Origin of the sequence: Bacteroides sp., from assembly GCF_052357945.1 — a bacterium.
GTDB lineage: Bacteria > Bacteroidota > Bacteroidia > Bacteroidales > Bacteroidaceae > Bacteroides.
On the sequence record NZ_DAWCXD010000038.1, the window covers coordinates 1 to 25,927 of the forward strand.

The 25,927-nt window shown below is 40.0% G+C and carries 16 protein-coding genes; 3 read left to right on the plus strand and 13 right to left on the minus strand.

All coding sequences use genetic code 11. The annotated features are described in order from the left end of the window. Positions 1 to 51 precede the first annotated feature (51 nt). From ACT8YW_RS09605 to ACT8YW_RS09660, 12 genes are all read right to left on the minus strand, one after another. Entirely contained in the window at positions 52 to 345 is a 294-nt protein-coding gene (locus tag ACT8YW_RS09605) for a hypothetical protein (protein WP_444104754.1), read from the minus strand. A gap of 194 nt (positions 346 to 539) precedes the next feature. Continuing rightward, positions 540 to 1,739: a glycoside hydrolase family 76 protein gene (locus ACT8YW_RS09610; protein WP_444104755.1), complete on the minus strand. Its 1,200-nt coding sequence runs from the start codon at positions 1,737 to 1,739 to the stop codon at positions 540 to 542. A gap of 465 nt (positions 1,740 to 2,204) precedes the next feature. After that, on the minus strand, positions 2,205 to 4,139 hold the full coding sequence (locus ACT8YW_RS09615) for a DEAD/DEAH box helicase (protein WP_444104756.1): 1,935 nt from the start codon (positions 4,137 to 4,139) through the stop codon (positions 2,205 to 2,207). Between the two features lie 115 nt (positions 4,140 to 4,254). Continuing rightward, positions 4,255 to 5,322 carry a tyrosine-protein phosphatase gene (locus tag ACT8YW_RS09620; RefSeq protein ID WP_444104757.1) on the minus strand — a complete coding sequence of 356 codons (1,068 nt, stop codon included), beginning with the start codon at positions 5,320 to 5,322 and terminating at the stop codon, positions 4,255 to 4,257. Between the two features lie 163 nt (positions 5,323 to 5,485). Then, positions 5,486 to 6,955, minus strand: a complete 1,470-nt coding sequence (locus tag ACT8YW_RS09625; RefSeq protein WP_444104758.1) for a glycoside hydrolase family 125 protein — start codon at positions 6,953 to 6,955, stop codon at positions 5,486 to 5,488. Between the two features lie 35 nt (positions 6,956 to 6,990). Then, entirely contained in the window at positions 6,991 to 8,154 is a 1,164-nt protein-coding gene (locus ACT8YW_RS09630) for a glycoside hydrolase family 76 protein (protein ID WP_444104759.1), read from the minus strand. A 22-nt stretch (positions 8,155 to 8,176) separates the two neighbouring features. Then, positions 8,177 to 9,682: a sulfatase-like hydrolase/transferase gene (locus tag ACT8YW_RS09635; RefSeq protein WP_444104760.1), complete on the minus strand. Its 1,506-nt coding sequence runs from the start codon at positions 9,680 to 9,682 to the stop codon at positions 8,177 to 8,179. Positions 9,683 to 9,688: 6 nt separating this feature from the next. Continuing rightward, on the minus strand, positions 9,689 to 11,077 hold the full coding sequence (locus tag ACT8YW_RS09640; protein ID WP_444104761.1) for a sulfatase-like hydrolase/transferase: 1,389 nt from the start codon (positions 11,075 to 11,077) through the stop codon (positions 9,689 to 9,691). 45 nt (positions 11,078 to 11,122) lie between these two features. Continuing rightward, on the minus strand, positions 11,123 to 12,628 hold the full coding sequence (locus ACT8YW_RS09645) for a sulfatase family protein (protein ID WP_444104762.1): 1,506 nt from the start codon (positions 12,626 to 12,628) through the stop codon (positions 11,123 to 11,125). 112 nt (positions 12,629 to 12,740) lie between these two features. Next, positions 12,741 to 14,411, minus strand: coding sequence for a hypothetical protein (locus ACT8YW_RS09650; RefSeq protein ID WP_444104763.1), 1,671 nt, complete (start codon positions 14,409 to 14,411; stop codon positions 12,741 to 12,743). 32 nt (positions 14,412 to 14,443) lie between these two features. Then, a complete protein-coding gene (locus ACT8YW_RS09655) occupies positions 14,444 to 16,309 on the minus strand; it encodes a RagB/SusD family nutrient uptake outer membrane protein (RefSeq protein ID WP_444104764.1) in 1,866 nt (621 codons plus the stop codon). A gap of 9 nt (positions 16,310 to 16,318) precedes the next feature. Continuing rightward, positions 16,319 to 19,474, minus strand: coding sequence for a SusC/RagA family TonB-linked outer membrane protein (locus tag ACT8YW_RS09660; RefSeq protein WP_444104765.1), 3,156 nt, complete (start codon positions 19,472 to 19,474; stop codon positions 16,319 to 16,321). Between the two features lie 406 nt (positions 19,475 to 19,880). Here ACT8YW_RS09660 and ACT8YW_RS09665 point away from each other — a divergent pair, with 406 nt between their 5' ends. Genes ACT8YW_RS09665 through ACT8YW_RS09675 form a run of 3 tightly spaced genes read left to right on the plus strand, consistent with a single transcriptional unit; the run spans position 19,881 to position 24,199 of the window. After that, a complete protein-coding gene (locus tag ACT8YW_RS09665) occupies positions 19,881 to 21,266 on the plus strand; it encodes a sulfatase-like hydrolase/transferase (protein WP_444104766.1) in 1,386 nt (461 codons plus the stop codon). 14 nt (positions 21,267 to 21,280) lie between these two features. Beyond that, the gene (locus ACT8YW_RS09670; protein ID WP_444104767.1) at positions 21,281 to 22,642 is read left to right on the plus strand and encodes a sulfatase family protein; all 1,362 of its coding nucleotides are present in this window, start codon (positions 21,281 to 21,283) and stop codon (positions 22,640 to 22,642) included. A gap of 27 nt (positions 22,643 to 22,669) precedes the next feature. Further along, positions 22,670 to 24,199, plus strand: a complete 1,530-nt coding sequence (locus tag ACT8YW_RS09675; RefSeq protein ID WP_444104768.1) for a sulfatase-like hydrolase/transferase — start codon at positions 22,670 to 22,672, stop codon at positions 24,197 to 24,199. 121 nt (positions 24,200 to 24,320) lie between these two features. On the opposite strand, the gene ACT8YW_RS09680 is transcribed toward ACT8YW_RS09675, so the two are convergent. Next, positions 24,321 to 25,922, minus strand: a complete 1,602-nt coding sequence (locus ACT8YW_RS09680) for a DUF6377 domain-containing protein (RefSeq protein WP_444104769.1) — start codon at positions 25,920 to 25,922, stop codon at positions 24,321 to 24,323. Between the last annotated feature and the right edge of the window lie 5 nt (positions 25,923 to 25,927).

A 25,927-nucleotide genomic window follows, 5' to 3' on the forward strand; every position in this document is an offset into this window, starting at 1 on the left:
TTTATCAATGACGGGCAACTTACTATCTTTTAATTTTATGTCGAACTCACGTTATATTAATAAGGCGGGTGCCCATGCTTCTACTGCTTTTAGTGTTTTAGTTGCCACATATGTCCAATCTTTTAGGTTAGAGGAATGCCAATATCCAGAAGAATGAGAAGCAAATAAGTAATAACGGTCTTTGAATAAGATAATGACTGGATCAGCTGTTTCACGGCGACAAACACCGTCTGTCTGAAATCGGTAGCTTAAATTCAAAGGGTTGGACATTACTATTTTTTCATGTCGTTGGGCTTGTATTTCGCATGCGATAATTAGCATGAATAGAAAGATGAGTTTTTTCATTTAGATTTCAGTATATATTTGATTTATAGAAGCTATTAGTAGTTCCGGTTTATTTTATACATATGATTATACTTGAGCATCAGAGTCTTGCGTTCACACGGTATTGTTAGCTATACATAATAGATCAATGGTACACAGACTGATATTTTTCCTTTTCATGTTTTTGGGTATTAGTTAGTGTCTTCTTGAATTTATTATTTGATAGTAGCGAGACGAGCATACATTTCTATCATAGCAGCCTGTGTTAATAACCATTTTCTATTATCTTGGGAGCTTCCGGTGAAGTCTGTATTGAATAAACCTTTTTCATCTCGTGCGTGTTCCCAAGCGTAGTCAAGACTTTTATTGAAAGAGTTTAGATAGATTTTATTATGATCTATCTCATAAAGTTCGATGAAACCTCTTAACATGACTGCTGTGAACCATACATCTCCTTTTTTTATCATCTTGAATGCATTTGTATTCTCTGGGGTATAGTTCATAAAGAAGTAGTTATAGCATCCTTTAGCAATGTTTTGGGCATCTGTTAGATATTCTTTTTTCCCGGTAAGTTGATAAAGTAGAGAGGCGGATTGCATCATTTGTCCACTGTTGTAAGCAAATTTGGCTTTTCCTATTTTTCCGTCTAAAGCGATATTATCGAAATATAAATAATCAGTAGAATCTTGTAGTTGGGCTTTAGTCCAGTTATACAGTTGTTCTCCTTTGTTTAGATAAGTTTTGTTTTGAGTAGCTTGAAAAAGTTTTAAAGCAAAGACTGACCCAGGAGCATTTGAGCAAGTATTCTTAGATGCTTTTTTTTGCTCACACCAGTAGATTCCTCCGCCCAATTTATTATCAGTACCGCTCTCTATGAATTTCCAGATGAGTTCTGCTTTTTGCAAGTACTTGTTTTCCTTAGTTATCAAATATGTATCGGTGAAGTCGATACCTAGCCAAATATTATCGTCATAGAAACGGTCGGACTGTGGTGCAGTGTTAATATATGAAGCATAAGCTTCAGGAACTCTTCGTGTGTCGAAATATTCTTCTAATCCTACCAAAACTTTTTTATTGAGTAATGATTGATATATGGTATCTTGTGTTGCCTCAAATAAAGCATTTACAGCTGAAAATGTTCCAGAATAGGGCCACAGATAAGAATATTGATTGGGCATATTTTTTTGCTCTTCTGAAGCAAGGTATGTTGCAGTGTACTCGGCTATGTTTGAAGGATAATTTTCACGTAGTAGCTGTGTGCCAGGAATGGAATAATAGGAATATAAGGAATCTAGCGTTTGCTTGGCTCGTGTCAACGCCGGTTCATTGCCTACTATAACTTGCTTTTTGGTATTGCAACCTGTTATTGTCAACACACAAATAAGAAAACAGAAAAGTATTTGTCTCGAATTCATGGCATTTAATTAAAGTTATAAGATAGATATATTGTATATTCATTATTCATTTTAAAAACAGGTAGTAATATTGACTTAAAACTACCTGCTTCTGTTTCCTGTCTTGAAATCTTTCTACTAAATATTGGGTTACCTATGAAATACTAATTTTTAAGAGTGAGTTTTATTTTCCGAGTACAAAGTTATGGATGGATCTAAAAAGTAATATCTAATTTTGTGACATTAATGTATTGTGGTTAATGTATGGCGCAAATAATGATATATATGTCACAAAAATAGACATAATAAAAAGTGCTTGTATGAACGCTCGAGGGAGTATGTTAAAATGAATATTCTCATGAGTTGCTTTTATAAAGGAGTTCCCCCTTGCTACAAATAAATGTAACAAGAGGGAACTTTTTATAACAATCTCATCTATATTAAAATGACCCTCCTAAAAGGTGTTCATTCTTTATGTGATAGGTTTTATTTCTTCTTAGGTTTTCTGCGAGCCCATCCTTCTTCACTGAAATCCGGCTCTTTGTCTTTAAAAAACTCTTGCCAGTCATCTTTCTTTTTCGGACCGCGAGCATCAGAGTATCCCCGATCAGCACGACTAGGCTTATCTTTTTTTGTTGACTTTGAGCCTTTTGCAGAAGCATCTTTCGGTTTTCTATCCTTATTCTCATAGCGCGGTGCACGTTCGTCGCTTTTGCCGCCGAATCGTTTACCTCCCTTGCGCTCACTTGAACCGTTTCCACGTCCTTTTCCGCTTTCTTCACCGGCGCCGGCAATCTCAACAACTACCTTGCGTCCGTTCCATTTAGCCCTATTCAGCGCCTTGATTACATTTGTCGCTTCCTTTTCCGGCACTTCAAAGAAAGAATAGTTCTGCATTAGGTCAATGCGTCCCAACTCGATACGTCCCCGTGTATTGCTGTTCAACAGTCCGATAAGATCACTAGGGAAGAAACTGTCTGTTTTACCCAGATTGATAAACAGGCGGTTAAAGCCCGGTGCAGCTTGGCGGCTTCTTTTTTCGAAACCACCTTCTTTGCGATCACTCCGTCCGGTACGTTCTCCGCGGATGTCAGTCGGTACTTCTATTTCTGCACGGTTGCGATAATACTCGGCGAAACGGTTGAATTCGTGAGAAACCATTCGTTTAATCAGGTCCTCTTTGCTCAACCATTCCAGTTTACGGTAGATTTCCGGCATAAAGTCAGCAATCTCTTCCTCGTTTACTTTTACTTTTTCGAGGTCATCAATAACCTTAATCAGTTGCTTCTGACAGATACCTGCTGCGGTTGGCATTTCTCCGACAATGAATTTTTTGCTGATAATCCGTTCGATTTCTCTCATCTTCCCTTTTTCACGGAGGTTGATGATGGCAATGGAAGTTCCTGTTTTTCCGGCACGTCCTGTACGTCCGCTGCGATGTGTATAACTCTCTGTATCGTCTGGTAATCCGTAATTGATAACATGCGTCAGATCGTCTACATCAAGTCCGCGGGCAGCCACGTCAGTTGCCACGAGCAGTTGCAAGTTGCGGATGCGGAATTTCTGCATAACAGCATCCCGTTGTGCTTGAGAAAGCTCACCATGCAAAGAATCGGCATTGTAGCCTTCTTGCATTAATTTGTCTGCAATTTCCTGAGTCTCTTTACGGGTACGGCAGAAAATGATACCGTATATTTGTGGGTAGTAATCGACGATACGCTTTAAAGCTTCGTATTTGTCTTTAGCCTGTACGGTATAAACAACGTGTTTAACGTTGTTGGTACTTTCATTCTTACGGCCAATAGTGATTTCTTTCGCATTGCGCAGGTAATTTTTGGAAATGCGTGCGATTTCCGGACTCATTGTTGCGGAAAACAATAGGGTGTTGCGTTCCTGTGGTACATCAGCCAGAATGGCGTTAATGCTTTCTGTGAATCCCATATTAAGCATTTCATCCGCTTCATCCATTACCACATTGTGGATGGTAGATAGAGATACGGTTTTGCGCTCCATCAGGTCCAGCAGGCGTCCGGGAGTAGCTACAATGATGTGTACCCCTCGTTTGAGGCTGCGTATCTGGCTGTCAATGGAAGAACCACCATATACAGGTAATACTTTTAGTCCATCAATGTATTTGGAATAGTCGTTCAGATCTCCTGCTATCTGGAGACAGAGCTCGCGGGTAGGGCAGAGGATAAGCGATTGTGGAATTCTGTTTTTTACGTCAACTTGTTGGAGCAAGGGCAAACCGAATGCGGCTGTTTTACCTGTTCCTGTCTGTGCAAGAGCTACTACATCATTATTTTCTCCTAAAAGGTACGGAATCACTTCTTCTTGTACCGGCATGGGATTCTCGTATCCCATTTCTTCAATTGCTCTACGTATCTCCGGAGAAACGCCAAGCTCTTCAAATGTCTTCATTAAATCTCTGTATATCTTTTATTTCGGCTGCAAAGATAGTTAATTTAGTTGATAATGAATGATTGATAGTAGATAATTATTATAGATGCCACCCTATTTTATCACTTATCGACTATTAATTATCAGTTAGTAAGATGCTGCGTAACTGTTCAATTTCTTCTGCAGAAAGTCCGATTCCCTTTTTTAGATAGGTCTGTACGCTCCCGTATTCAGCCTCAATCTGTTCTTTGGCAGCGTTCAGGAAATCTTCTTTTGCAGAGTAGATGGTTGTAATAGCTTCTTGCGAATTGACCGATAACTTATATGCATATTGAGAAGCTTTGGGAATATTAAAATAGTCATTACTCAAACGATAGTCTTCCATAATGACGTCTTCGTTGACTCCAAGAGCGGCAAGCAATAAGGCGGAAACGACCCCTGTACGCCCTTTCCCGGATGTACAATGAATCACAACCGGATAATGAGTACGGTCGAGAAGGACGGTGAACAGCTTTTTGAATTCCTTTTGGTAGTTTATAACTAACTCCCGATTCATTTGTTCTACCAAACGATAAATAGTGTCACTTTTTATCTTCTCTTCCTGAATTCCTTGCAGAATTTCTTCCATGTTCCCTGTGAGAATAGGGATATGTATGATATTAAATTCATCATCATGTAATTGCGGGTAGTTGTGGCGTTCATTTTCAGAACGTAAGTCTATGATTGTCCGTATCCCCATATTCTTAAGTTCCTGGCGTGAGCAGGGAGGAATGCTGTCTATTTGTGCGGAACGGTATATCATTCCCCAGCGAATAGATTTTCCGGTACCAGCAGATTCGTATCCTCCTAAATCGCGGAAATTCTGTATACCGGGGATGTTAATGTTGCGGGTGGCCACTTTAACCCGATATTTGTTATTAAATACCATCAAGTAGTAATAACGTTGAGACGGATCGTTGGTTATGATTGTCATTTTACCACTGGAAATGTTTGCCATTGCAATGGGAGAATCTTCCGGAATAGCTTCAGGAGAAGTAGAGGTGTATACTTTTACCTGTCCTTTTAATATCGGTGCTGTTTCCCATTTGATAATACAGTTTCCTACGTTATTTTCTTCACATACCACAGATATAGCAGGTGATGTGCCAGAACATGATGGGAGTACTAATAAAACAGTAAGCCAGCTTAACAGGTTTCTATACATAGTTTCTTTGTCTTGAATCGTATACTGCAAAGATAAGAATTACCCGAAGATGTGGTAATTCCTTTGCTATAATTAGCCAAAGTTAATAGTAATTTACGTGTTAAAAAAGGGCGCTTCTTCGTTATAGAAGAGCGCCCTGAATGAAAAGTAACCTAAGTTTGCTTTATTGAATATTGTTCAATAGATCTATTTTTCCTTCGTTGACCAACTTTAAAATGAGCTCACCAAATAAGGTGTTTTGCCATGCAAACCAGGCGCGTGTGAAGTTTTTAGGGTCATCTTTATGGAAAGATTCGTGCATGAATCCTGTTCCTGCGTCTGTATCCATCAGTGTTTTTATACAAGACTTAATTTCCTGGTCGTCCTGACTGGTGAATGCCTTCATCATGATACTCATAGGCCATATCATATCATAACCGATGTGAGGTCCTCCAATACCTTCTCCTGCCTTTCCTTTGAAGAAGTAGGGGTTGTCTTTGCTCCATACAAAACGACGTGTGTTTTGATAAATAGGATCGTTAATGTCTACATCCCCCAGATAAGGCATTGCCAGCAGGCTTGGTACGTTGGCATCGTCCATTAAGAGATGATTCCCGAATCCGTCTACTTCAAAAGCATAGATTGTACCATATTTAGGATGATTGTAAGTTGCATATTCTTTTAATGCGGTTTCTACTTCTTGTGCCAAATCTATGCACTGTTTCGCCAGACTGGTGTTTTTGTTTACAACATTCAGAATTTCCGCAGCTTTCTTTAGAGAAGAAACAGCGAAGAAATTAGACGGTACGAGGAACTGTAAAGTGGTTGCATCGTCAGACGGACGGAAAGCTGAAACAATGAGTCCGACAGGATTTACAGGAGCACCTAGACCGTTATTGTTTAATGTGTCGAGTGCGCGTTCTGTCTTACGCTGGAATTTATAGGGACCCACTCCCTCTTTGCGCTGTTGTTCTTTGAAAGTTGTCAGTATGTTGACGATGGCCTGTATCCATTCATTATCAAAGATGCTTGCATCACCGGTTTCTTTCCAATATTGATAGGCCAGACGTAATGGATAACATAAAGAATCTATTTCCCATTTACGTTCGTGCAGTTCCGGTTTCATATCGGTCAGGTCGGACATCCAATCTCCTCCCACAGCCCCATCATTGAAAGCATTGGCGTATGGATCGATATTTATACATTTAAACTGTCTGCGTATCACTCCTTCGAGCATTTTCTTCAATTCCGGGTCTTTATTCGCTAATTGTATATAAGGCCAAACTTGTGCTCCTGAGTCACGTAACCACATGGCATGGATATCTCCTGTGTAGACGAAAGTATCAGGTTTACCGTCTGTTGTACGGTAATGAACTGTTGTCTCAAGGGTATTTGGAAAACAATTCTCGAACATCCATGCCAATTTTTGATTAGTAAGTAGCTTTTTCACCCTGATGATTTCTGCTTCCACGGCTTTTGATGTAAAAAGCCGCTTGTTTACGGGTGGACGATTACTTTTATAAGCGGCAATTTCAGCTGCTTGATTGACCACATTGGTATGATCCTTAGCCAGGATAAGTTCTGTAGCTTTGGCAGGACCTCCCATTAATAGGGTGGTCGTGATGATACATATTCCGATATTTCTTTTCTTCATATCTCTATTGTTTTTAAGAGGATTATTAAAAGTGATTATTGCAAATCGATTCCGCCTAATCTTCCATACATTTCTATGAAAGCAGCTTGTGTCAAGAGCCATTTTTTCTCGTTTTTATCTGTGCCGCTCCAATCTGTCTGGAACAAGCCCCGTTCATCTCTGGCATGATGCCATGCGTAATCAAGACTTTTCTGGAAATCGGTTAGATAAGTCTTGTTATGGTCTATCTGATAAAGTTCAATAAAGCCTCTAAGCATAACGGCTGTGAACCAAATATTTCCTTTCTTCAGTAATTGGAATGTTTGTCCGTCTGGAGAGGTGAATTGAGTGAAGAAGTGCTTGTGACACGCTTCTGCTATATTTTGTGCATCTTCCAGATAACTTTTCTGTTTGGTAATTTGATAGAGTAGGGCAGCTGCTTGCATCATTTGTCCACTGTTATAGGCAAATTTGGCACGACCGATTTTCTTGTTGAGTGAGATGTTGTCAAAGTATAGATGATCTTTTGAATCTTCCAGGTTCTTTTTAGTCCATTCGTATAACTCTTTTCCTTCTTTTAAATAGGCATCATCTTGAGTAGCCTGAAATAGTTTGAGAGCGAATACGGCTCCTGGTGCATTAGAACAAGTATTTTTAGATTCCTTCTTTTGTTCGCACCAGTAGATTCCTCCCCCGAGTACGTCATCTTTACCACTAAGGATAAACTTCCATATTAGTTTAGCTTTCTCCAGATAAGCTTGTTTTCCTGTCATTCGATAAGAATCGGTAAAATCGATACCTAACCAGACGTTATCATCATAAAAACGATCGGAGAGAGGTTGACTGCTGATATAAGATGAGTAAGCGAATGGTTCCCTTCGTGTGTCGAAATACTCTTCTAATCCAGGTAGTACTTTGTTTTCCAAAAGTTTTTTATACTTCTTATTTTCAGTGCTCTCCAGTAATGCATTTACAGCAGAGAATGTGCCCGAATACGGCCAAAGGTAGGAATACTCATTGCGTCTTTTTGCTTGTTCTTCTGATGCCAGATAAGTTGCCTTATTGTCTTGGTTAAAAGGATAGTTCTCACGTAACAGACACGTGTTGGGTACTGCATAGTTTTGGTAAAGAGCATCTAGGGTTTGCTGAGCTCTTTCTACGTCGGGACTGGCATTCGATAAAGTTAATGCACAAATGATATTCACTAATAAGTAATGCATGGTTTTATTATTTTATAAATGATTATTGCATAAAAATATTTACTTGCTTCCACTTGTTTTCAGTATCATTCGCTACTTCTGTTCCTGGTGTGGAACGTCCTTCCTTTACATACTTCCTGATGAGTCGTGTCATTTCTTTTACTTCCTGTTCATAGCGTTTATCATGGATAATATTTTCTTTCTCTGATGGGTCTTTTTCAAGATCAAATAGCTGCATTGGAGGTAGTTGGGCCAAATCAGCAGGCTTATTGGGGTATCCCCATCCGCCTGAACCTCCATTAAAAACTAGTTTAAGTTGTGGTGTGCGTAGAGACAAATATCCTTTCCCTGATTCATAAATAAGGTCCTTTCGGGTAGAAGCCCCTTCTTTACTTAATATAGGCCATATACTGTAACTATCTACAGCCTCTTCAGTTTTTAGTTTATGATTGACCATTTGTGCAAAGGTCGCATAGAAATCGGTAAGAGAAACAAGGGAATTACTTATTTTATTCGAGAACTTCCCTTTCCAAGATACTATTAGAGGAATTCTGTGTCCTCCTTCGTAAATATCTGTTTTATATCCTCTGTAAATATAACTGGGAAAATGACCTTGCTTTTCCATTTCTTTTACGCCGATATAAGGAGCACAGCCATTATCAGAAGTAAAAATAATGATAGTATTATCCAATTGGTTATTTTTCTTCAATGTTTCCACGATTTGTTGTACCATATCATCTATCATGACTACAAAATCTCCGTAGGCTCCTATTGTTGTTTTACCTTTATATTTGTCTGACGGCAACACTGGTGTGTGTGGTGCTGTAATAGGCAAATATAGGAAGAATGGTTTTTTACTGTTACGCTGTTTGTCAATATAGTCTATACTATGACGTATTATGTTTGGTAGACAATCCTGTGGATCAAAGCCGGCTCCTGCCACTCCTCCGTGCATTAAACCGAGTCCCTTCTGCGGTTCAATGATATGGTCGGGAAGAGCAGTTACTTTATTGTTTTCTACATAAACATAAGGAGCTATGTCAAGAGAAGAAGGTATACCATAAAAATAGTCGAACCCTCGGTCTGTGGGACCATTTTTTATAGGTAATGAAAAGTCTACATCTTTCTTATTTTTCGCATTTTGAGGATATCCCCAATCCCAGCCTAAATGCCATTTTCCAATACAGGCGGTATTGTAGCCATTTTCAGAAAACATTTGGGCGATTGTCCGACGGTCGGGTGTAATCATAGCAGGCGAGTAACCGTCGAGTACACCTTCTTTTAATTTTGTTCGCCAAGGGTATCTTCCGGTGAGAATGGAATATCGTGACGGTGTTGACAAGGCGGAAGAGGAGTGGGCATCCGTAAAAGTAATCCCATCTTGAGTTAGATTATCAATGTTAGGAGTAGGAATCTTAGATTCTGGATTGAACGCTGAGATGTCTCCATATCCTAAATCGTCCGCCAATATAAATATTACATTGGGAGATTGTGCTCTTACGGCTGCTGTCGCAAGTAATGCGGATGAAAGGGTGATTAGTTTATGCATGTTTTTTTAATATGAGTGTAATATTTGCTCTAGACTTATGTTTTTAGGGGTTTGTAATAAAGGAAATTCTGGTAGTATACACATGGGTATTGCAGGATCTCCTACTTTCCAAGCTGGTATATTTGCAAAGAGTCTTTCTAGTTTTCTTCTTGATTTTTCAGCTTCGGCATTTCCTTTACCCTTTGCAATAGGATTCGTTTCTTTAGGATCCTTTATTGTATCGTAAAAATTACCATTGGAATAGAGCTTATATCGCATGTCTCTAAAAAATTGTTTTGCATTTTTACTCGCGGACGCGTTAAATCTTGAATCATAATGACAGAATACCCATTCGCGAGACTTACCTTTTTCTCCCTTTATTTGAGGTAAAAAGCTTTGTCCATCTATATCCCATTGTTTAGGCACTTTAATATTCATAGCTTCTGCAAAAGTAGGCATAAAATCGGTGAAATCTATCATATCTGCACATTCGTGCTTTGTATTGTTATTTTTCCCCCAATAAACTATCATAGGTACACGTACTCCAGTATCAATTGTTAGCCCCTTTCCACCCCTTACTATTGTTCCATCTTTCATGGTTGTTCTTATGTTACGGTTTGTTCCGTTATCTCCAATAAAAATGATAATGGTATTGTTCAATAAGTTTGAATTTTCTAACTTGTTGAATATCATGTTTATGTTTTTATCCACATGTTCTACCATCTTTGTGAAATTGGCGGTATTGCGTACTTCACGCATGGAGGGATCTTTCCATACATCACTTTGAGGAGTGGGGTAAAATGGATCATGCACTAATACCATAGGATAATATATGAAAAAGGGCTTAGTTTTGTTCTCTTCAATAAAATCAATCACATATTGAGTGAATATATCCGGTCCATATTCATTGTTCGAGTAAAGCTTTATATTTCCATCTTGTTCTATTAGTGGAGCGGCATATCTTTCTTTTATCATCCTGTCATAGCTTAACTGCCAAAGGCAATAGTGATCGAAACCAAAATGATTAGGCAGATTTCTGTTTCTGCCTAATTGCCATTTGCCAGCTATCATAGTGGTATATCCGGCGTCCTTTGCTAAATGGGCAAAAGTTTTCTCCTTTTGATTTAAGTGCCCAAAGCAAGAGTAATTTTTATTATTGTATTTACCTGTCATTAGTTGTACGCGCGATGGTGTGCTTAAGGGTTGAGAGAAACAGTTGTCGAATCTCACTCCTATTTCTGAAAGTTTGTCAAGGTTTGGTGTTTGATAGGTACTGCCATAACATCCTAAACATTCACGTCCCATATCATCAGCTAAGATCAACACAATATTAGGCTGTTTGTTAGCTGTTTGGGCCATCAAAACGGAGGGAATTATAGCGAGACATTCCCATAAGAAGCTATTAATGACTTTCATTTGTTGATAGTTTTAGATGTTTATATTCTAACTTCTAGGTTTTGTTTATTGCATGAATATTTCGATTTGCTTCCAGCTATTACCAGTATCATTCGCACTCCTCTTTCCTGGGGTAGAACGTCCTTCTTCCACATACTTTTTGATCATCTGTGTCATTTTATCCACATCTTTTTTGTAGCGTTTGTTACTGATGATATTCTTCTTCTCCGAAGGGTCTTCTTTAAGGTTAAAGAGTTGCATGCTGGGCAGTTTGGCTAGATCAGCAGGTTTATTAGGGTATCCCCATCCTCCTGAACCACCGTGGAATACTAATTTTAGCTGAGGCGTACGTAGAGATAGATAACCTTTTCCCGATTCATAGATAAGATCTTTTCGGACAGAATTTCCCTTTTTACTTAGTATAGGCCATATACTATAACTGTCCACTGCTTCTTCATCTTTCAATTGGTAGTTCACCATTTGGGCAAAGGTGGCATAGAAGTCGGTGAGTGATACCAATGAACCGTTGGTTTCGTTCGTATATTTTCCTTGCCAGGAAACGATGAGTGGAATACGGTGTCCACCTTCATAAATATCGTTTTTATAACCTCTGTAGATGTAACTTGGGTGATGCCCTTTATTTTCCATTTCTTCTACACCTATGTATGGAGCGCATCCGTTATCTGAGGTGAAAATAATGATGGTATTCTCTAGTTGATTGTTTTTCTTCAATGTTTCTACGATTTGCTGTACCATGTCGTCTATCATAACTACGAAATCTCCATAATCTCCTATGATTGTCTGACCTTGATATTTTTTTGCCGGCAATACGGGAGTATGCGGTGCTGTGATAGGAAGATATAGGAAGAACGGCTTTTTACTGTCACGCTGTTTATTAATGTAGTCTATACCATGACGTATAATATTGGGTAGGCAGTCTTGTGGCTCAAAATCGGCACCTGCGACTCCATTACGTATTAGTTTGATTCCCTTTTGCGGACCAATGGTGCGATTGGGAAGAGCTGTCACTTTATCGTTTTCTACATAAACGTGTGGAGCTGTTCCGAGTGAAGCAGGTATGCCGTAAAAATAATCGAATCCTCTGTCCGTAGGACCATTCTTAATAGGGAGTGAGAAATCCACATCCTGTTTGTTTTTGGCATTTTGAAGATATGCCCAATCCCAGCCAAGATGCCATTTTCCGATACAAGCAGTGTTGTAGCCGTTCTCAGAAAACATTTGGGCGATTGTACGGCGGTTGGGAGTAATCATGGCTGGAGAGAATCCGTTCAATACTCCACTTTTCATAGTTGTTCTCCAAGGATACCTTCCAGTGATAATGGAATAGCGTGAAGGAGTAGAGAGCGCGGAAGATGAATGGGCATCCGTAAAGGAAATTCCGGAGTGTGTCAAATTATCAATGTTTGGGGTATGGATTTTGGATTCCGGATTGAATGCTGAAATGTCTCCATAGCCTAAATCGTCTGCTAATATGAATATCACATTGGGCGATTGTGCCTTTACGGCAGTTGCTGTAAGGAGTACAGATGAGATTGTTATTAATTTGTTCATCACCTTTGTTTAATCTTTTGTGAGTTTTATTTTCTTTTCAATCGGTCAACGTGAGCTCAATGAACTTTCAGAATGATACAATATGAAAAATCATTGAACTCACGTTTGCTATTTATTCTTGTACTATAACATTTATAGGACAAGTGAATCCATTTTCAAATTTTGGGTATGCCGTACCCGAACTAGGCAGTGACTCGAATATGAAAGTGAATGTTCCCGCTTTATTCAATAAGGTACCTGCATCCGCATTGAAATCGACATACGATATGAAATACTTTTCATTTAGTTTTGAATCTTCAAAGAAATGAACGATCTCGTTACTTTTCTTGTTGGCTGTTCCAGCTCCAATTTTGGACTTGTCACCGGCTACCTTTACAACATCTGGTGTGTAGAATCCTCTGAACCAATTGTTTTTGTTATCATCATGTGCTTTGAAGTTATAACCTGTTGGTACTGTAGCCCCTTCTGATTTGTATGTTGCAAACCAAATGCGCATAGCAGTATTACCTCCAAGTGCCTCCCCTTTGGTCAGTATTTTCGTTTGCTGGTTACTTTTCTGTACCAATTCGCCTCGTATTGCTTTTACGGGATTGCTTTCTGTAGGTTCCCAATCTTCATTGAAAGTCGGTACATCAGGAGTATCGGTAGTAAGGTTGGGGTTGACTATAAATCCGGATACTGGATTTTCTGTAATTGTAAATTCAAAGGGTACCCATCCTGTTTCTCCTGTGACAGGATGTTTGGGAAAATACTGTATGATGTCATTACCGGCATCTGTATTTGTATACTTGATGTATATCTTATAGTTACCTGGTTTTTCGATATAAGATTTGGGCGTTGAAGCACTGATAGTCCAAGATGCGGATGACATGGGACGTGTGCGGTTTCCGCCATAGAGTATATCAGGTATGTTTTCGTCCCACATGCCTACAGATATTGGTTTTGAATTCGTTCCATGAAAGAATATATCATTTTCTCCCCAAACGTGACTTAGAGTACCGTCTTTTAATGTAAAAGCCTCGGGGTATTGTTCCATATTTTCTGGGGTGGGAGTAAATAAGGTAAGCGCTTTTACACCATTATCTTCGGTAAAGCTGGGACGAATGGCATTATTGGCAATCATAATGGAATTGTAACGTAGATTAGCAACGCAGTTGTATGTAAGTCCTGCAGTTTTGATTTCTGTGGAGGGACTGGACATTCGGGCATACCAAAATATTTGTTCGTTTTGTGCTCCGGTTATTGGAGCAGATTGATTTACCCAGTTAATTTCTCCACCGAGAAGAACAAAAGGTTTTTCACTGGTAGGAATGAATTCGCGTGCAGGACGTTGAGTGCCCTCAGCCCAAATCGGAATCGTTTTAGTGATGGTAGTACCAATTTTTTCTCCATTTTCAAAAATGTCAAATGAGATGGGTACCGATCCGTCTTGTGTTGGGGTTCCGCTTATCGGGAAATAAGCATATTGTTTGTCTCCCTGAAAGGAGAGTTGTACTTCTCCGTCTTCTATTTTCAATCCGGTTTCGGATGACCGGTCAACAAACTTGACGAGTAGTTTCCGGCCAAACCCATTGACGAACGGAATCCCCAAGCGGTCACCGGGTTCATTTTCATCACCGGCAAAAGCGGGAGTACCTTTAGCAAGGAATCCATCTACATAAATGGTTGATTCTTGTACGTTCAACCCTTTTTCTTGTATAATATATTCCATTCCGGGGTGTTCGCAGGAACAGAACAGACCTGAAATAAACAATATGGATAGTAATGTGGTAATCTTATTCATAATCATGTTTCCTTTCGTTTATATAACATTTGTCATCTTGCACCATAATTCTGTGTCAGTTTGGGATTGGAACGTATTTCCTGTGACGGAATTGGGAATAAGGTACAGTATTGATCAATCTCAAATTTTTCACTCTTCATATAATAGTTGTTTACATTAGGAGAACTGTTGGAAGTATAGGCATTATAGAAGTCGGTGAAGTGTTGATTCATTACTTCTACAGCTTTTCCTGAACGAACGAGGTCAAACCAGCGGTGACCTTCGAAAGCCAACTCCAATGCCCGTTCGTCATAGATTGCTTGATAAACTTTTTCTGGAGTATCTAAGACCCATTCTTTATTAGGGTCTCCAGACGCAAGATACGGAACAATGCCGGCTCTTTCCCGTACAAGGTTGATTGTTTTATTTAAAACGCTTTGTGACAGGATCCCGTCACTGATATGCGCTTCTGCTTCTGCCAATAACAGCAGTATGTCCGCAAAACGGAGGATATACCAATTGTCATCAGAATCATTTACTTTATACTCTGATGAGCTCATGTATTTGCCGCACATCCACTGGTTATCTGCATTAAAGCCTTTTACAGAAGTCCGGAAAGAGGTACCGGTATAAGGATCGTAAGGATATGCAACGTCTTGCGGATAATCTTTGTTCTCATTAACCGGGAGATAAGAAATGCCGTCCGTATCTAATTTGATATTACCGTTGCTAATGCGTGTATCGGTGTAGATAACATCATCAAATTTTCGTACTTCATATTGATAATCGGGATACATAGAATCCCATTTTTTTGCCATATCCATAAAATATCCGGTCGGTGAGCATGCACCGTTTCCTTGATTTGAAATGGGAGACGGGATATATCCGTTTGAATTGGCTTTATTACGAGGTGCATAAGAAGCAGGTGAGAAAAGAGTATAGAACGGACTTCCCAATCCTTCCACTTGACCGGTTTTGTATTCCACTTCCCATATAGACTCGCATGAATGTTTGTTGGTGGATTTGAACAATTCGCTGAAATTCGGATATAATTCATATCCTCCATTGTTTATCACATCTTCCAGATAATACTTGGCAGCTTCATATTGCGTAGTGGTTGTTTCCGGATAAAATACGGTAATATTCGGATTAATGGATATATCTTTCCATGTTTCTACATCGGGGTAAGCGGCTTCTGTGATGTCGTTTGGCATAGATAGGAGTACTTTTCCCAGTAAGGCTTCTGCCACATATTTGTCAACTCTTCCTGTCGGAGTTTTTTCTCCGCTGTTTGTCGATCTATAGAGGTTGTTCGATTCGATGGCAGAAGTCAGATCGGTGAGAATCTGTATATAGACCTCTTCTGCAGATGCACGCAGATGACCTCTGGAATCGGTGTATTCTTGTGGAATATCCATGATGATGGGTACTCCACCGTAAGCGCGAACTAAGTTGAAATAGAAAAGGGCACGTAGTACTTCGGCCTCTGCAATGTATTTCTGAACGGTTTCATCATTCCCGAAGAGTTCTTTCCCTTTTTCGATGACTGTATTGGCTCTTATGATTCCTTTGTAGTGATGAGCCCAATAGTTTTGGTTTCCACTATTGTTGGCAGATATGGTAAATTTTTCAATTTCATGTCGGAAAGTATTGGCATAGTAATTAGTTTGATTTGGAAATGCAACATCCGAACGCACATCACCGAAAAGATAGATGCTGGCCGAATACAGCCCGTTATCTCTCAATGAAGAGTAAGTTGAGTACAATGCTGAACGTATATCATCAGGTGACTTGTAGAAATTTTTACCCGTTAAAGTGGTTTCCGGCTCAATATCTAGAAAACCGGTACAACCGGACATGCAGGTGGCGATCAGTGCCACTGTAAATATATTCTTCAGATTCTTCATATTCTTTTTCATGCTTTAGATTTATAATGTAGCTTTCAGCCCTATGGTGAAATTTCTAGATAAAGGATATCCGGTACGGTCGATACCCGGTGCGGTAGCCGAACGGAATGTGTTGGCTTCAGGGTTCATACCGGTATATTTAGTGAAAGTATGCAAGTTGTCAATATTGAAACTTAGTACTAATCCATTCAGAAAGGTTTTTCGGAGCGTTTTCTTGTCGAATGTGTATGAAAGCTGGATGTTACGGATGGACAGATAAGAACCGTCTTCAAGATATCGGTTGGTAAATTTACTCATTTCCGTGGTTGGACGTACATCATTGGAGGTGTAAGTACGGTCTGCTAAGCCGTTACCCGGCGATTCGGGCGAACGCCATCTATCTACTACTTTGATGGAAAGATTGTTATTGTTGTTTCCGCGCAGTGTCTCACGTAATGTATAGTTGTAAATCTGATTTCCGTATTGTCCGTTCAACTGAAAACTAAATGAAAAGTTTCTGTATGAGAATGTGTTGACCATACCGGCATTGAAACGCGGGTAAGGATTTCCTATAATAGTACGGTCATTGTCATCATAAAGTCCGTCGCCGTTGAGATCGTACCATTTACAGTCTCCCGGCCGAACGTTCGGGTCGAAAGCCAGTCCTGAATAAGGGTCATTCCGCAATGCTTGAATTTCTTCCATTGACTGATAAATGCCGCCGAATACATTTCCGTAGAACATACCTATCGGATAGCCTACTTTAGTGATGTTTGATTCTGCCACTCCATCAGTGATGGCTTCAGAATCAAGTCCTAGTGCCAATACTTTGTTCCGGTTGGCGGAGATGTTGAACGTAGTTGTCCATTTGAATTTGCCGGTCAGGTTGCGGGATACAATATTGAACTCGATACCTTTGTTTTCAACGGAACCGACGTTTTGTAACATGCGTGAAACTCCTAAAGTGCTTGGAACGATTGTATTCAGAAGCATATCGGAAGTGATAGACTTGTACAAATCAAGTTGCATGAATATTCGGTTGTGGAAAAGTCCTATGTCTACACCTAAATTAGTCTGTTTGGACACTTCCCATTTCAAGTCCGGATTCGCAATGTTTGACGGAGCCCAACCACTTACGACAGAACCATCGACTATATACGATTGCTGTGACATTTTGGTCTCATAGTTGTAGTCTCCGATAGCATTGTTGCCAGACAGACCAAAACTACCTCGTAATTTCAGTTCACTAAGTACTTTCTTGAGTGGCTTCATGAATTTCTCTTCCGTCATGGCCCATCCTGCGGAAATGGAGGGGAAATAACCGTATTTGTTGTTCTTTCCAAAACGACTTGAACCATCTGCACGAAATACTCCCTGAATCATATATTTTCTTTTGTAGTCGTAGGTCAGTCGGGCTATATAGGATAGCATACGATCTTCAGTCTTATCATAAGAACCTCCGTTGACTACACCTCCGTTGATGGAAGGGAGAGATTCTGTTGCAAAATGGTAGGCGGACGTGTAAAGCTTGTTGAGTTGGTTACTTTGTATAGTGACACCTCCTACAGCACTGATGTTATGATCTCCGAATTCTTTCTGATAGGTCAGTATATTTTCGTTAATCCACATGAGTTTGCGAGTCATAGTGGTGGAAGCCTCAGAGTCGGTACGGTTTTTGCCAATGGAAGCTGGGTACCATATTGAGTTCTCGGATGACATGAAATCAATGGCCAATGACGGTTTAAACGTTAACCCTTTAGCCAATTTCAATTCGAAGTTAAGCCCACCGATAATACGATTCTGACTCGTCTCGTTTTTGTATTCGTGAGCGATTCTGACTGGATTGTCTTGATTGTCGGCCAATGGCGAATCGGAAAGCGTTGGGAAGGCACCGGTTTCGGGGTCTCTTGAATCGGCTATGTTAGTTGGGGCCAAGTTGTACTCTAATGTAGAGAAATAATCTCCATTAGGAAGTTTGACCGGGAAAAAGGGATACATGGAGATTGCAGTTCGGATTACGCTGTTTGATCCTTCTCCACCTTCTCTTGTTCTTTTCTGATTGATAAATGTAGGAGCAAAGTTGACAGTTACTTTTGCCCACTTATTTAATTCGATGTCGAAGTTGGAACGGAAAGCGAATCGCTTCATTCCGGTACATATCAGGATCCCTTCTTGGTCGAAATATTCGCCTGAGATTCGGTAACGCATATTTTTACCTCCTCCAGCGATAGACAGATTGTATTTCTGCTGAATGGCATTCTGGAAGATGGCATCTTGCCAGTCAGTGTTGAGATTCTCGTCGAAAGGGAAATAGTCTTGATTTTGGTTTGTCGTGTAACGAAATCTTTCGTTCAGATTCTTATCCTTATAATATTCCAATAATTGGGCTGTATTCATTAATTCGAATTTATGTTGTATTTGTGCTATGGTGGTTGAAGCATTGATGGTTACTGTCGGTTTGGTACTTTCACCGCGCTTGGTAGTGATAAGTATTACACCATTGGCACCACGTGAGCCATATACGGCAGTTGAAGCGGCATCTTTCAGAATCTGAATATTGGCTACGTCATCAGGATTGACAGCAGACAGGCCGCCTTCCATCGGTATTCCGTCGACAATATATAAAGGTTCCGAGCCTGCAGTAACGGTACCGATACCGCGGACTTCTACATTGATATCACCACCAGGAGTCGCGTCGGAAGTCTGTATACGAACTCCGGGGACTAAACCTGAGATGGTTTGTTCGATAGAAGAGCCTACATATCCAGATAATTCTTCGGATTTGATGGAAGTCATGGCAGATGTTATCGTTCTCTTTGTTTGGGTTCCATAGCCGATAACTACGGTTTCATCCAACATATAGCCATCTTCAATCATGACTACTTTAATAAGCTTTTTGGGGTCTTTGATTGTGATCTCCTGTTTCTGAAACCCGATGAACGAAAATTCAAGAACTGGATTCTTACCTTTTGTTTGAATCTTGAAAGTTCCATCGATAGTGGTGGTTGTTCCATAATTGGAGTTTTGGCAAAGGACATTCACACCTGGTATGGGTTGTCCTTGCTCGTCAACAACGGTTCCTGTTGCAAATGTTCGGGCATTCTGTGCGTATGTATTTCCACCTGTATATGAAGAAACTTCAAATATGGAAAATACAATAGTTAAAAAGAGAATGCGGATAGAAATCATATTTCTCATATAGTAGTAAATTTAGTTATGCCACAAAAATACAATCAATATGTATATCTCCTATGGTATGTAAAAGCTAAAAGGAGAATTTGTAAAAGAGATAATATTTAACTTGCTTATTAGTAGTATGTTATCTAAAATATTTGATGATAAAATGTAATGACTATGTGAATTGTTTAATGCTGATGGATGTACTGAATATAAGATGGTAGTGCTTTTTTCTTTTCCTTTTTGTAGCTACATAATTGCTATTTAATTATATTTTATGTTGCTGATTATTAGCATGATACCTTTTAAGCTACTTATATTTTTCATCAAAATAAAATCTAGGAGGTTTCAATGGAATGAGCATTTCGTATATTTGCATGAAATAAAAGTATTGTTTTCCTTTCAACAACCAAATTCGCATAAAATTATGAAGAATCACTCGAGACATTTCGTAGCCGCTACTTGTGCTTTAGCAGCATTTTCTCCCGTTGAAATGATGGCCCAAAAACAACCAAACTTTGTCATTATCGTTGCAGATGATATGGGGTATGGTGATGTGGGCATATACGGCAATGAGTATATAAAGACTCCGAATATTGATCAAATGGCCCGGGAGGGGATGATGTTCACAGATTTCCATTCGAATGGTTCAGTCAGTAGTCCGACGCGTTGTGGGCTTTTAACTGGGCGTTATCAACAGAGAGCTGGCTTGGAGAAAGTTCTTTTGGTACCCCGAGATGATAAAGATAAGGAGGTAGGACTTCCGTCAGAAGAAATAACTTTTGCAAAAATCTTGGGAGACAATGGATACCGGACAGCTTTGATTGGTAAATGGCATTTAGGATACTTGCAGAAACATCATCCGATGAACTTTGGCTTTCAGAAATTTGTAGGTTTTAAATCCGGAAATGTCGACTATCAGAGTCACCGCAACCGTTATGGAGATGTGGACTGGTGGGACGGTTTGGAAATGAAAAATATGCCGGGATATACAACAACCTTACTAACAACGCTTTCCGAGGATTACATAAAAGAAAATAAGGATAAACCATTTTGTCTATATATAGCGCATGCGGCTCCTCACTCTCCTATGCAGGGACCTAATGAAAAGGCGATCCGTACAGAGGCTACTCTGGAAGGGGATAAAAACTCCGACAGGCCAAATAAGGAAATTTATAAAGATATGGTAGAGGAATTGGATTGGAGTGTGGGACGGATTCTGGAAACGTTGAAAAAATATAAATTGGACAAGAATACGTTCGTTGTCTTTTTCTCTGATAATGGTCCGGTGGTAAATAATGGAGGTTCTACCGGAGGGTATAGAGGTGCGAAGGGAGCTCCATGGGAAGGAGGACACCGTGTCCCTGGTATTTGTTATATGCCTGGAACTGTCAAAGGAGGAACAATGTGCAAACAGACCGTGATGAGTTTCGATCTTTTTCCGACTATGCTGGACATGGCGAACATTCATTATGATGACTCGAAGAAGAAGTTGGATGGAGCTTCTCTGATACCTTTGTTTAAGGGGCAGGAGCTTTCTCAGAGACTTTTGTTTTGGGGAAATGGTAATAAGACTATCTCTGTGAGAGATGGCAAATGGAAGCTGGTTCGTTACAACCAAAAGGGAAAAATTACATTGCATTTGTTTGACCTGGACAATGATCCATACGAGGAAAATAATATGAGTGAGCAGGAACCTGAATTAGTTAAAAGACTGGATGAACAGATTACTCGCTGGGCCAAGTCCGTCTATTCAGAAGTTCCTGACCAGTTTGCTCGAAAAGTACGACGTACGAATAAAAATAACACTTAATATACATAGTAACTATGAAGATAGAAAAAATAGCCTTGCTGGCATTGGGAACTACTATGACTTCCGGTGCAGCTTTGGCTTCGAATACGGTTGATAAAGCTACTCCCAATGTTTTACTGATTCTTGTAGATGATCTTGGATTGGGCGATTTGTCCTGCCAATATGCTAAAGATTTGAGTACTCCAAATATTGATCGCATCTTTGAAACTGGAGTGCGTTTGGATAACTTTTACGCTAATTCATCCGTGTCTTCTCCTTCGCGTGCCGCACTGTTGACCGGACGTTTTCCGGCTATGGTAGGAGTACCAGGGGTCATCCGTCCTTCCATCGATCAAAATTGGGGTTATTTCGATCCGTCTGCCGTCACCATGCCTGAGATACTTAAAAATGGTGGCTACAGAACTGCACTAATTGGCAAATGGCATCTAGGCTGGAAAAGTCCGAATCTTCCGAATGAGAGAGGATTCGAGCATTTTCATGGTTTCCTTGCAGATATGATGGATGACTATTACACGCATCAGCGGCAGGGAGGAAATTACATGTATCTGAACGACAAAGAAATTACCCCCAAAGGTCATGCTACCGAATTGTTTACTTCATGGAGTGTGGATTATATTAAGAAAGAGGCAAAAGAGAAGAATCCCTTTTTTCTTTATCTTGCCTACAATGCCCCCCATTCTCCTTTACAACCACCGGTAGAGTGGGTGAACAAGGTACAGGAAAGAGACAAGTCGTTACCGGTCAAGCGTGCACGGCTGATAGCCCTGATTGAACATTTGGATGATAATATAGGTAAAGTGATGCAGGCTCTCGAGGAAAGCGGTCAGTTGAGTAATACATTGGTAATATTTGCTTCTGATAATGGAGGGGACCGGGGAAGTATGGCAAACAATGGGCCTACCCGGGGTGCCAAAGGCGATATGTTTGAGGGAGGTATCCATGTCCCTTGTGCTCTGAATATGCCAGGAGTTTTCGAAGGCGGTCGACGTGACAACCATTTTGTTGTGATGATGGACCTTATGCCTACTATTTGTGATTTTGTGAATGTACCGGTCAGGCATGAGATAGATGGTATTTCTGTATTGGATGCCATTAAGGGAAAGAAACAGAATACAGAAGATCGTTTCGTTTTCTGGCTTCGAAATGAAGGTGGTCCGCAATTTGGGGGGAAGTCGCAGAGTGCGGTGAGGTATAATGAGTACAAACTTTTACAGAATCTTCCCTTTGAAAAAGTACAGATGTTTAATTTGGAGGAAGACTCTTTGGAAACTACTCCACTACCTTTGCAAGGAGATATGTTTCGAAAATTGAACAATGCAATGACTAAGCATTATCGTGCTTGGGGAGCAGTCCCTTGCCAAGCACCATCTAAATAGAAACTTAAATCATAAAATAAAACTAGTATGATGAATTTTAAAATGAAAAACAAGACCCTATTCCTATGCCTTCCGGCAATGTTGAACATACCTTTTGGAGGCTCTTCTGCATTCGGAGCAAATTCAGAAAAAGACAATAAAGAGAATAGCCCGAAACGCCCCAATGTACTTGTATTGCTAACGGATGACCAGACATTCAGCACTATCCATGCTTGGGGTAATAATGAAATTCAGACTCCGAATATGGACAGACTTGTCAATCAGGGTATGTCATTCACCCAAACTCATGTAATGGGTGGACTCAACGGTGCCATCTCGCAGCCCAGTCGTGCGATGCTTCTTACCGGACGCGGTCTGATGGACGTACACCGCAACGGACAAGTCATCCCCAAAAATGAGAAAACATTTCCCGAGCTGTTCCGTGAGAACGGCTATACAACCTTTGGAACCGGCAAATGGCACAGTGACAAAGCTGCATTCAACCGTTCGTTCTCTACGGGTGCGAACATTTTTTTCGGAGGAATGCATCCCTATGGAAATGAAAAGGAAGAAAAGGGACACCGATGCCCTTATCTGCATGAGTACGACCCGACAGGGAAATACAAAAATGGTCAATGGGTAAGCGCATCACTCAATACTTTCTCGTCTGAGTTGTATGCCGATGCCGCCATCAAGTTCATTGAAACAAATGCATCGAACGATAACCCGTTTCTAATGTATGTCGCATTTACTTCACCGCACGACCCGCGTAACGTGTTACCTGATTACGGGCGCAAATATGATAGCAAGGAAATTACGATGCCAAAGAATTTTATTACACAGCATCCGTTTGATAACGGTGATCTCAATGAACGCGATGAAAAACTGTTGCCTACTCCGCGTGTACCGGAACAGGTACTTGCCGAAAGAGCCAACTATTACAGCATGGTGAACGAGGTAGATGTTCAGATAGGGCATATCCTTGATATGCTTGAAAAAAGCGGCAAGGCCGATAACACCATCATCGTATTTGCAGCAGACAACGGCCTTTGTATCGGAGAACATGGACTGCTGGGTAAGCAGAATCTGTATGAAGCGGCGGTGAGAGTACCTTTGGTGATATGCGGACCTAATATCCCGAAGAATATGATGAGTGATGCCTATTGTTATCTGTACGACCTTTATCCCACCCTCTGTGATTTATCGAATATAAAGGTACCGACCACTGTTAAGGGAATCTCATTGGCGCAAACCATACAGGATCCAAATGTGAAAAAGCGCAAGGATATACTATTAACATATATCAACCTTCAACGAGCCATCAAGAAGGATGGCTTCAAACTTATACTTTATAATGTAGACGGTCAGCGTCATCCGCAGCTTTTCGACCTTAAGGCCGACCCAATGGAAATGAATAATCTTTATGATAATCCTAAGTATAGTAAGAAACGTGAAGAGCTTACTAAATTACTTTATGCCCGAATGGCGTCTGTCGGTGATTTCTGTGACCCCACTAAACCTGATTGGGGCTACCCGACGAAACTGAAATGGGAACAGATTGTCAAAGTCAATCCTTGATGTAGGCAGATGTGTGTAAAGGGCTTTTTAGTACCAATATGAGAAAATATTATTCCCACTGTAATGAGAGAAAACAGCTTATTGCAGTGGGTGTTTTTTTTATCATGGTGAGAGTAGCCTTTTATTGCCCGATACGTCCCACTCTTTCTTCGAAAGAGTTACGATCGCCAATAGCTTTGCTTCTCATTTTCGAGCGGTAATTGTAAATGGTAGACAGCGAATATTGCAAGAAATGGGCTATTTTTACACTGTCCGTGATTCCTAACCGAATTAGTGCGAAGATTCTTAATTCGGGAGTTAGCAGTTTGCCAGTGCCGGGTATTATGGCATTCTCTGGTGATAAGAGCGCATTAAAGTCTGCTACGAAGTTTGGGAATAAGTTGAGGATTGTTTTGTCGAAATTATTATAAAACTCTGCTAAGTCTTCTTCTGTGTTTAGCGAAGACTTGAGGAAAGAAACCACTTTACTGATATCTTCACTCTTTGCTATTTTAAGAGCTCTTTTCTTGAAACTGTCTATTTGAGTGATATAGTTGGTATATTGTTCCATATATAATCCCACATATTCTTCCTTTATCTTATTGTTATCAGCCAGTGCAGAATTTATGTTTTGTATTTCATCCAAATGGTATGACAGGCTTTTATTGGCTTGTTCCACTTTTTTCTTTTGCTTCTTTAGTTGGGTAAAAAGTATAAATAATAGGATGCAGACAAGGCACAGCGAACTAAGTAGGCTACTGATAATAACAAATTTGCGTTTTTCTTTCTCTTGAAAAGCCTTGTCAATGAAGAGATACATATCCGAGGCTTCGATAGTATTAATTCTTGCATTACATAAAATCGCATCTTCCATCGCATTTTTCATGTATGCGTATGCCCGATCTATATCTCCGCTCTCAAAAATAAGTTTTGCCAATATTCGCAAAGAACGGTTTTCTCTAGTTCCGTTTATTACATCAGATATGGCGGATATGGTAAAGTATCTGACCGCATTCTTAGAGTCGCCTTTGCCTTGATAGGCGGAGGCTAATGAATATGCTAATATACCGGCATTCCGCGAATATTGGGGATAGCTTAAATAAGCGCTGTCAAGCATATGGATGGCATCATTATATTTCTTTTTGTGTAGCAGGATAGGAGCAATTGTGAAAGCCCGTATATTGGAAGGGACTTCTGCGCATTGGAGTAAGGAGTCGCGATAAGTTTGTTCTATCAAATCATTCTTGCGTGATTCTATTTCACTGGAAGCAAAATTCTTCTGGTGATTGTAGATAGTGGCTTGCCCGAGGAAGTATTCCACTTTAAGTTTGGGAGACAATAATTCATGTTGTATGGGATTGACGATGGACAATGCCTCTTTGAAAAATCCCATGGAAGATAAAATACGTGCATAGTCTAGCTTGGCTTCTATGATAAGCTCTCCATCTCCACTTTCTTGAGCCAACTCATTCATATGAATAGCATAGGTTAAAGCGGAATCTTTTTGAAAGGAAGAATAGGAGAAACATAATAATTCGGCTATTTGTACTTTTTTGCGTATTTTATGGTGTAACTTCAGTTCTATTTTCAGACTATCTATTTGCTCTTGCTTTTGTTCTGCATAATCTAACTTATACTTTAGGGCTTTATCTAATGTTTTTAGCAATGACTTGATTTCATCGTTAGCTGTAGCCGGATTGATAAAAATAAAGCAGAGTAATACAGGTAAAATGAACTTTCTCATGATTA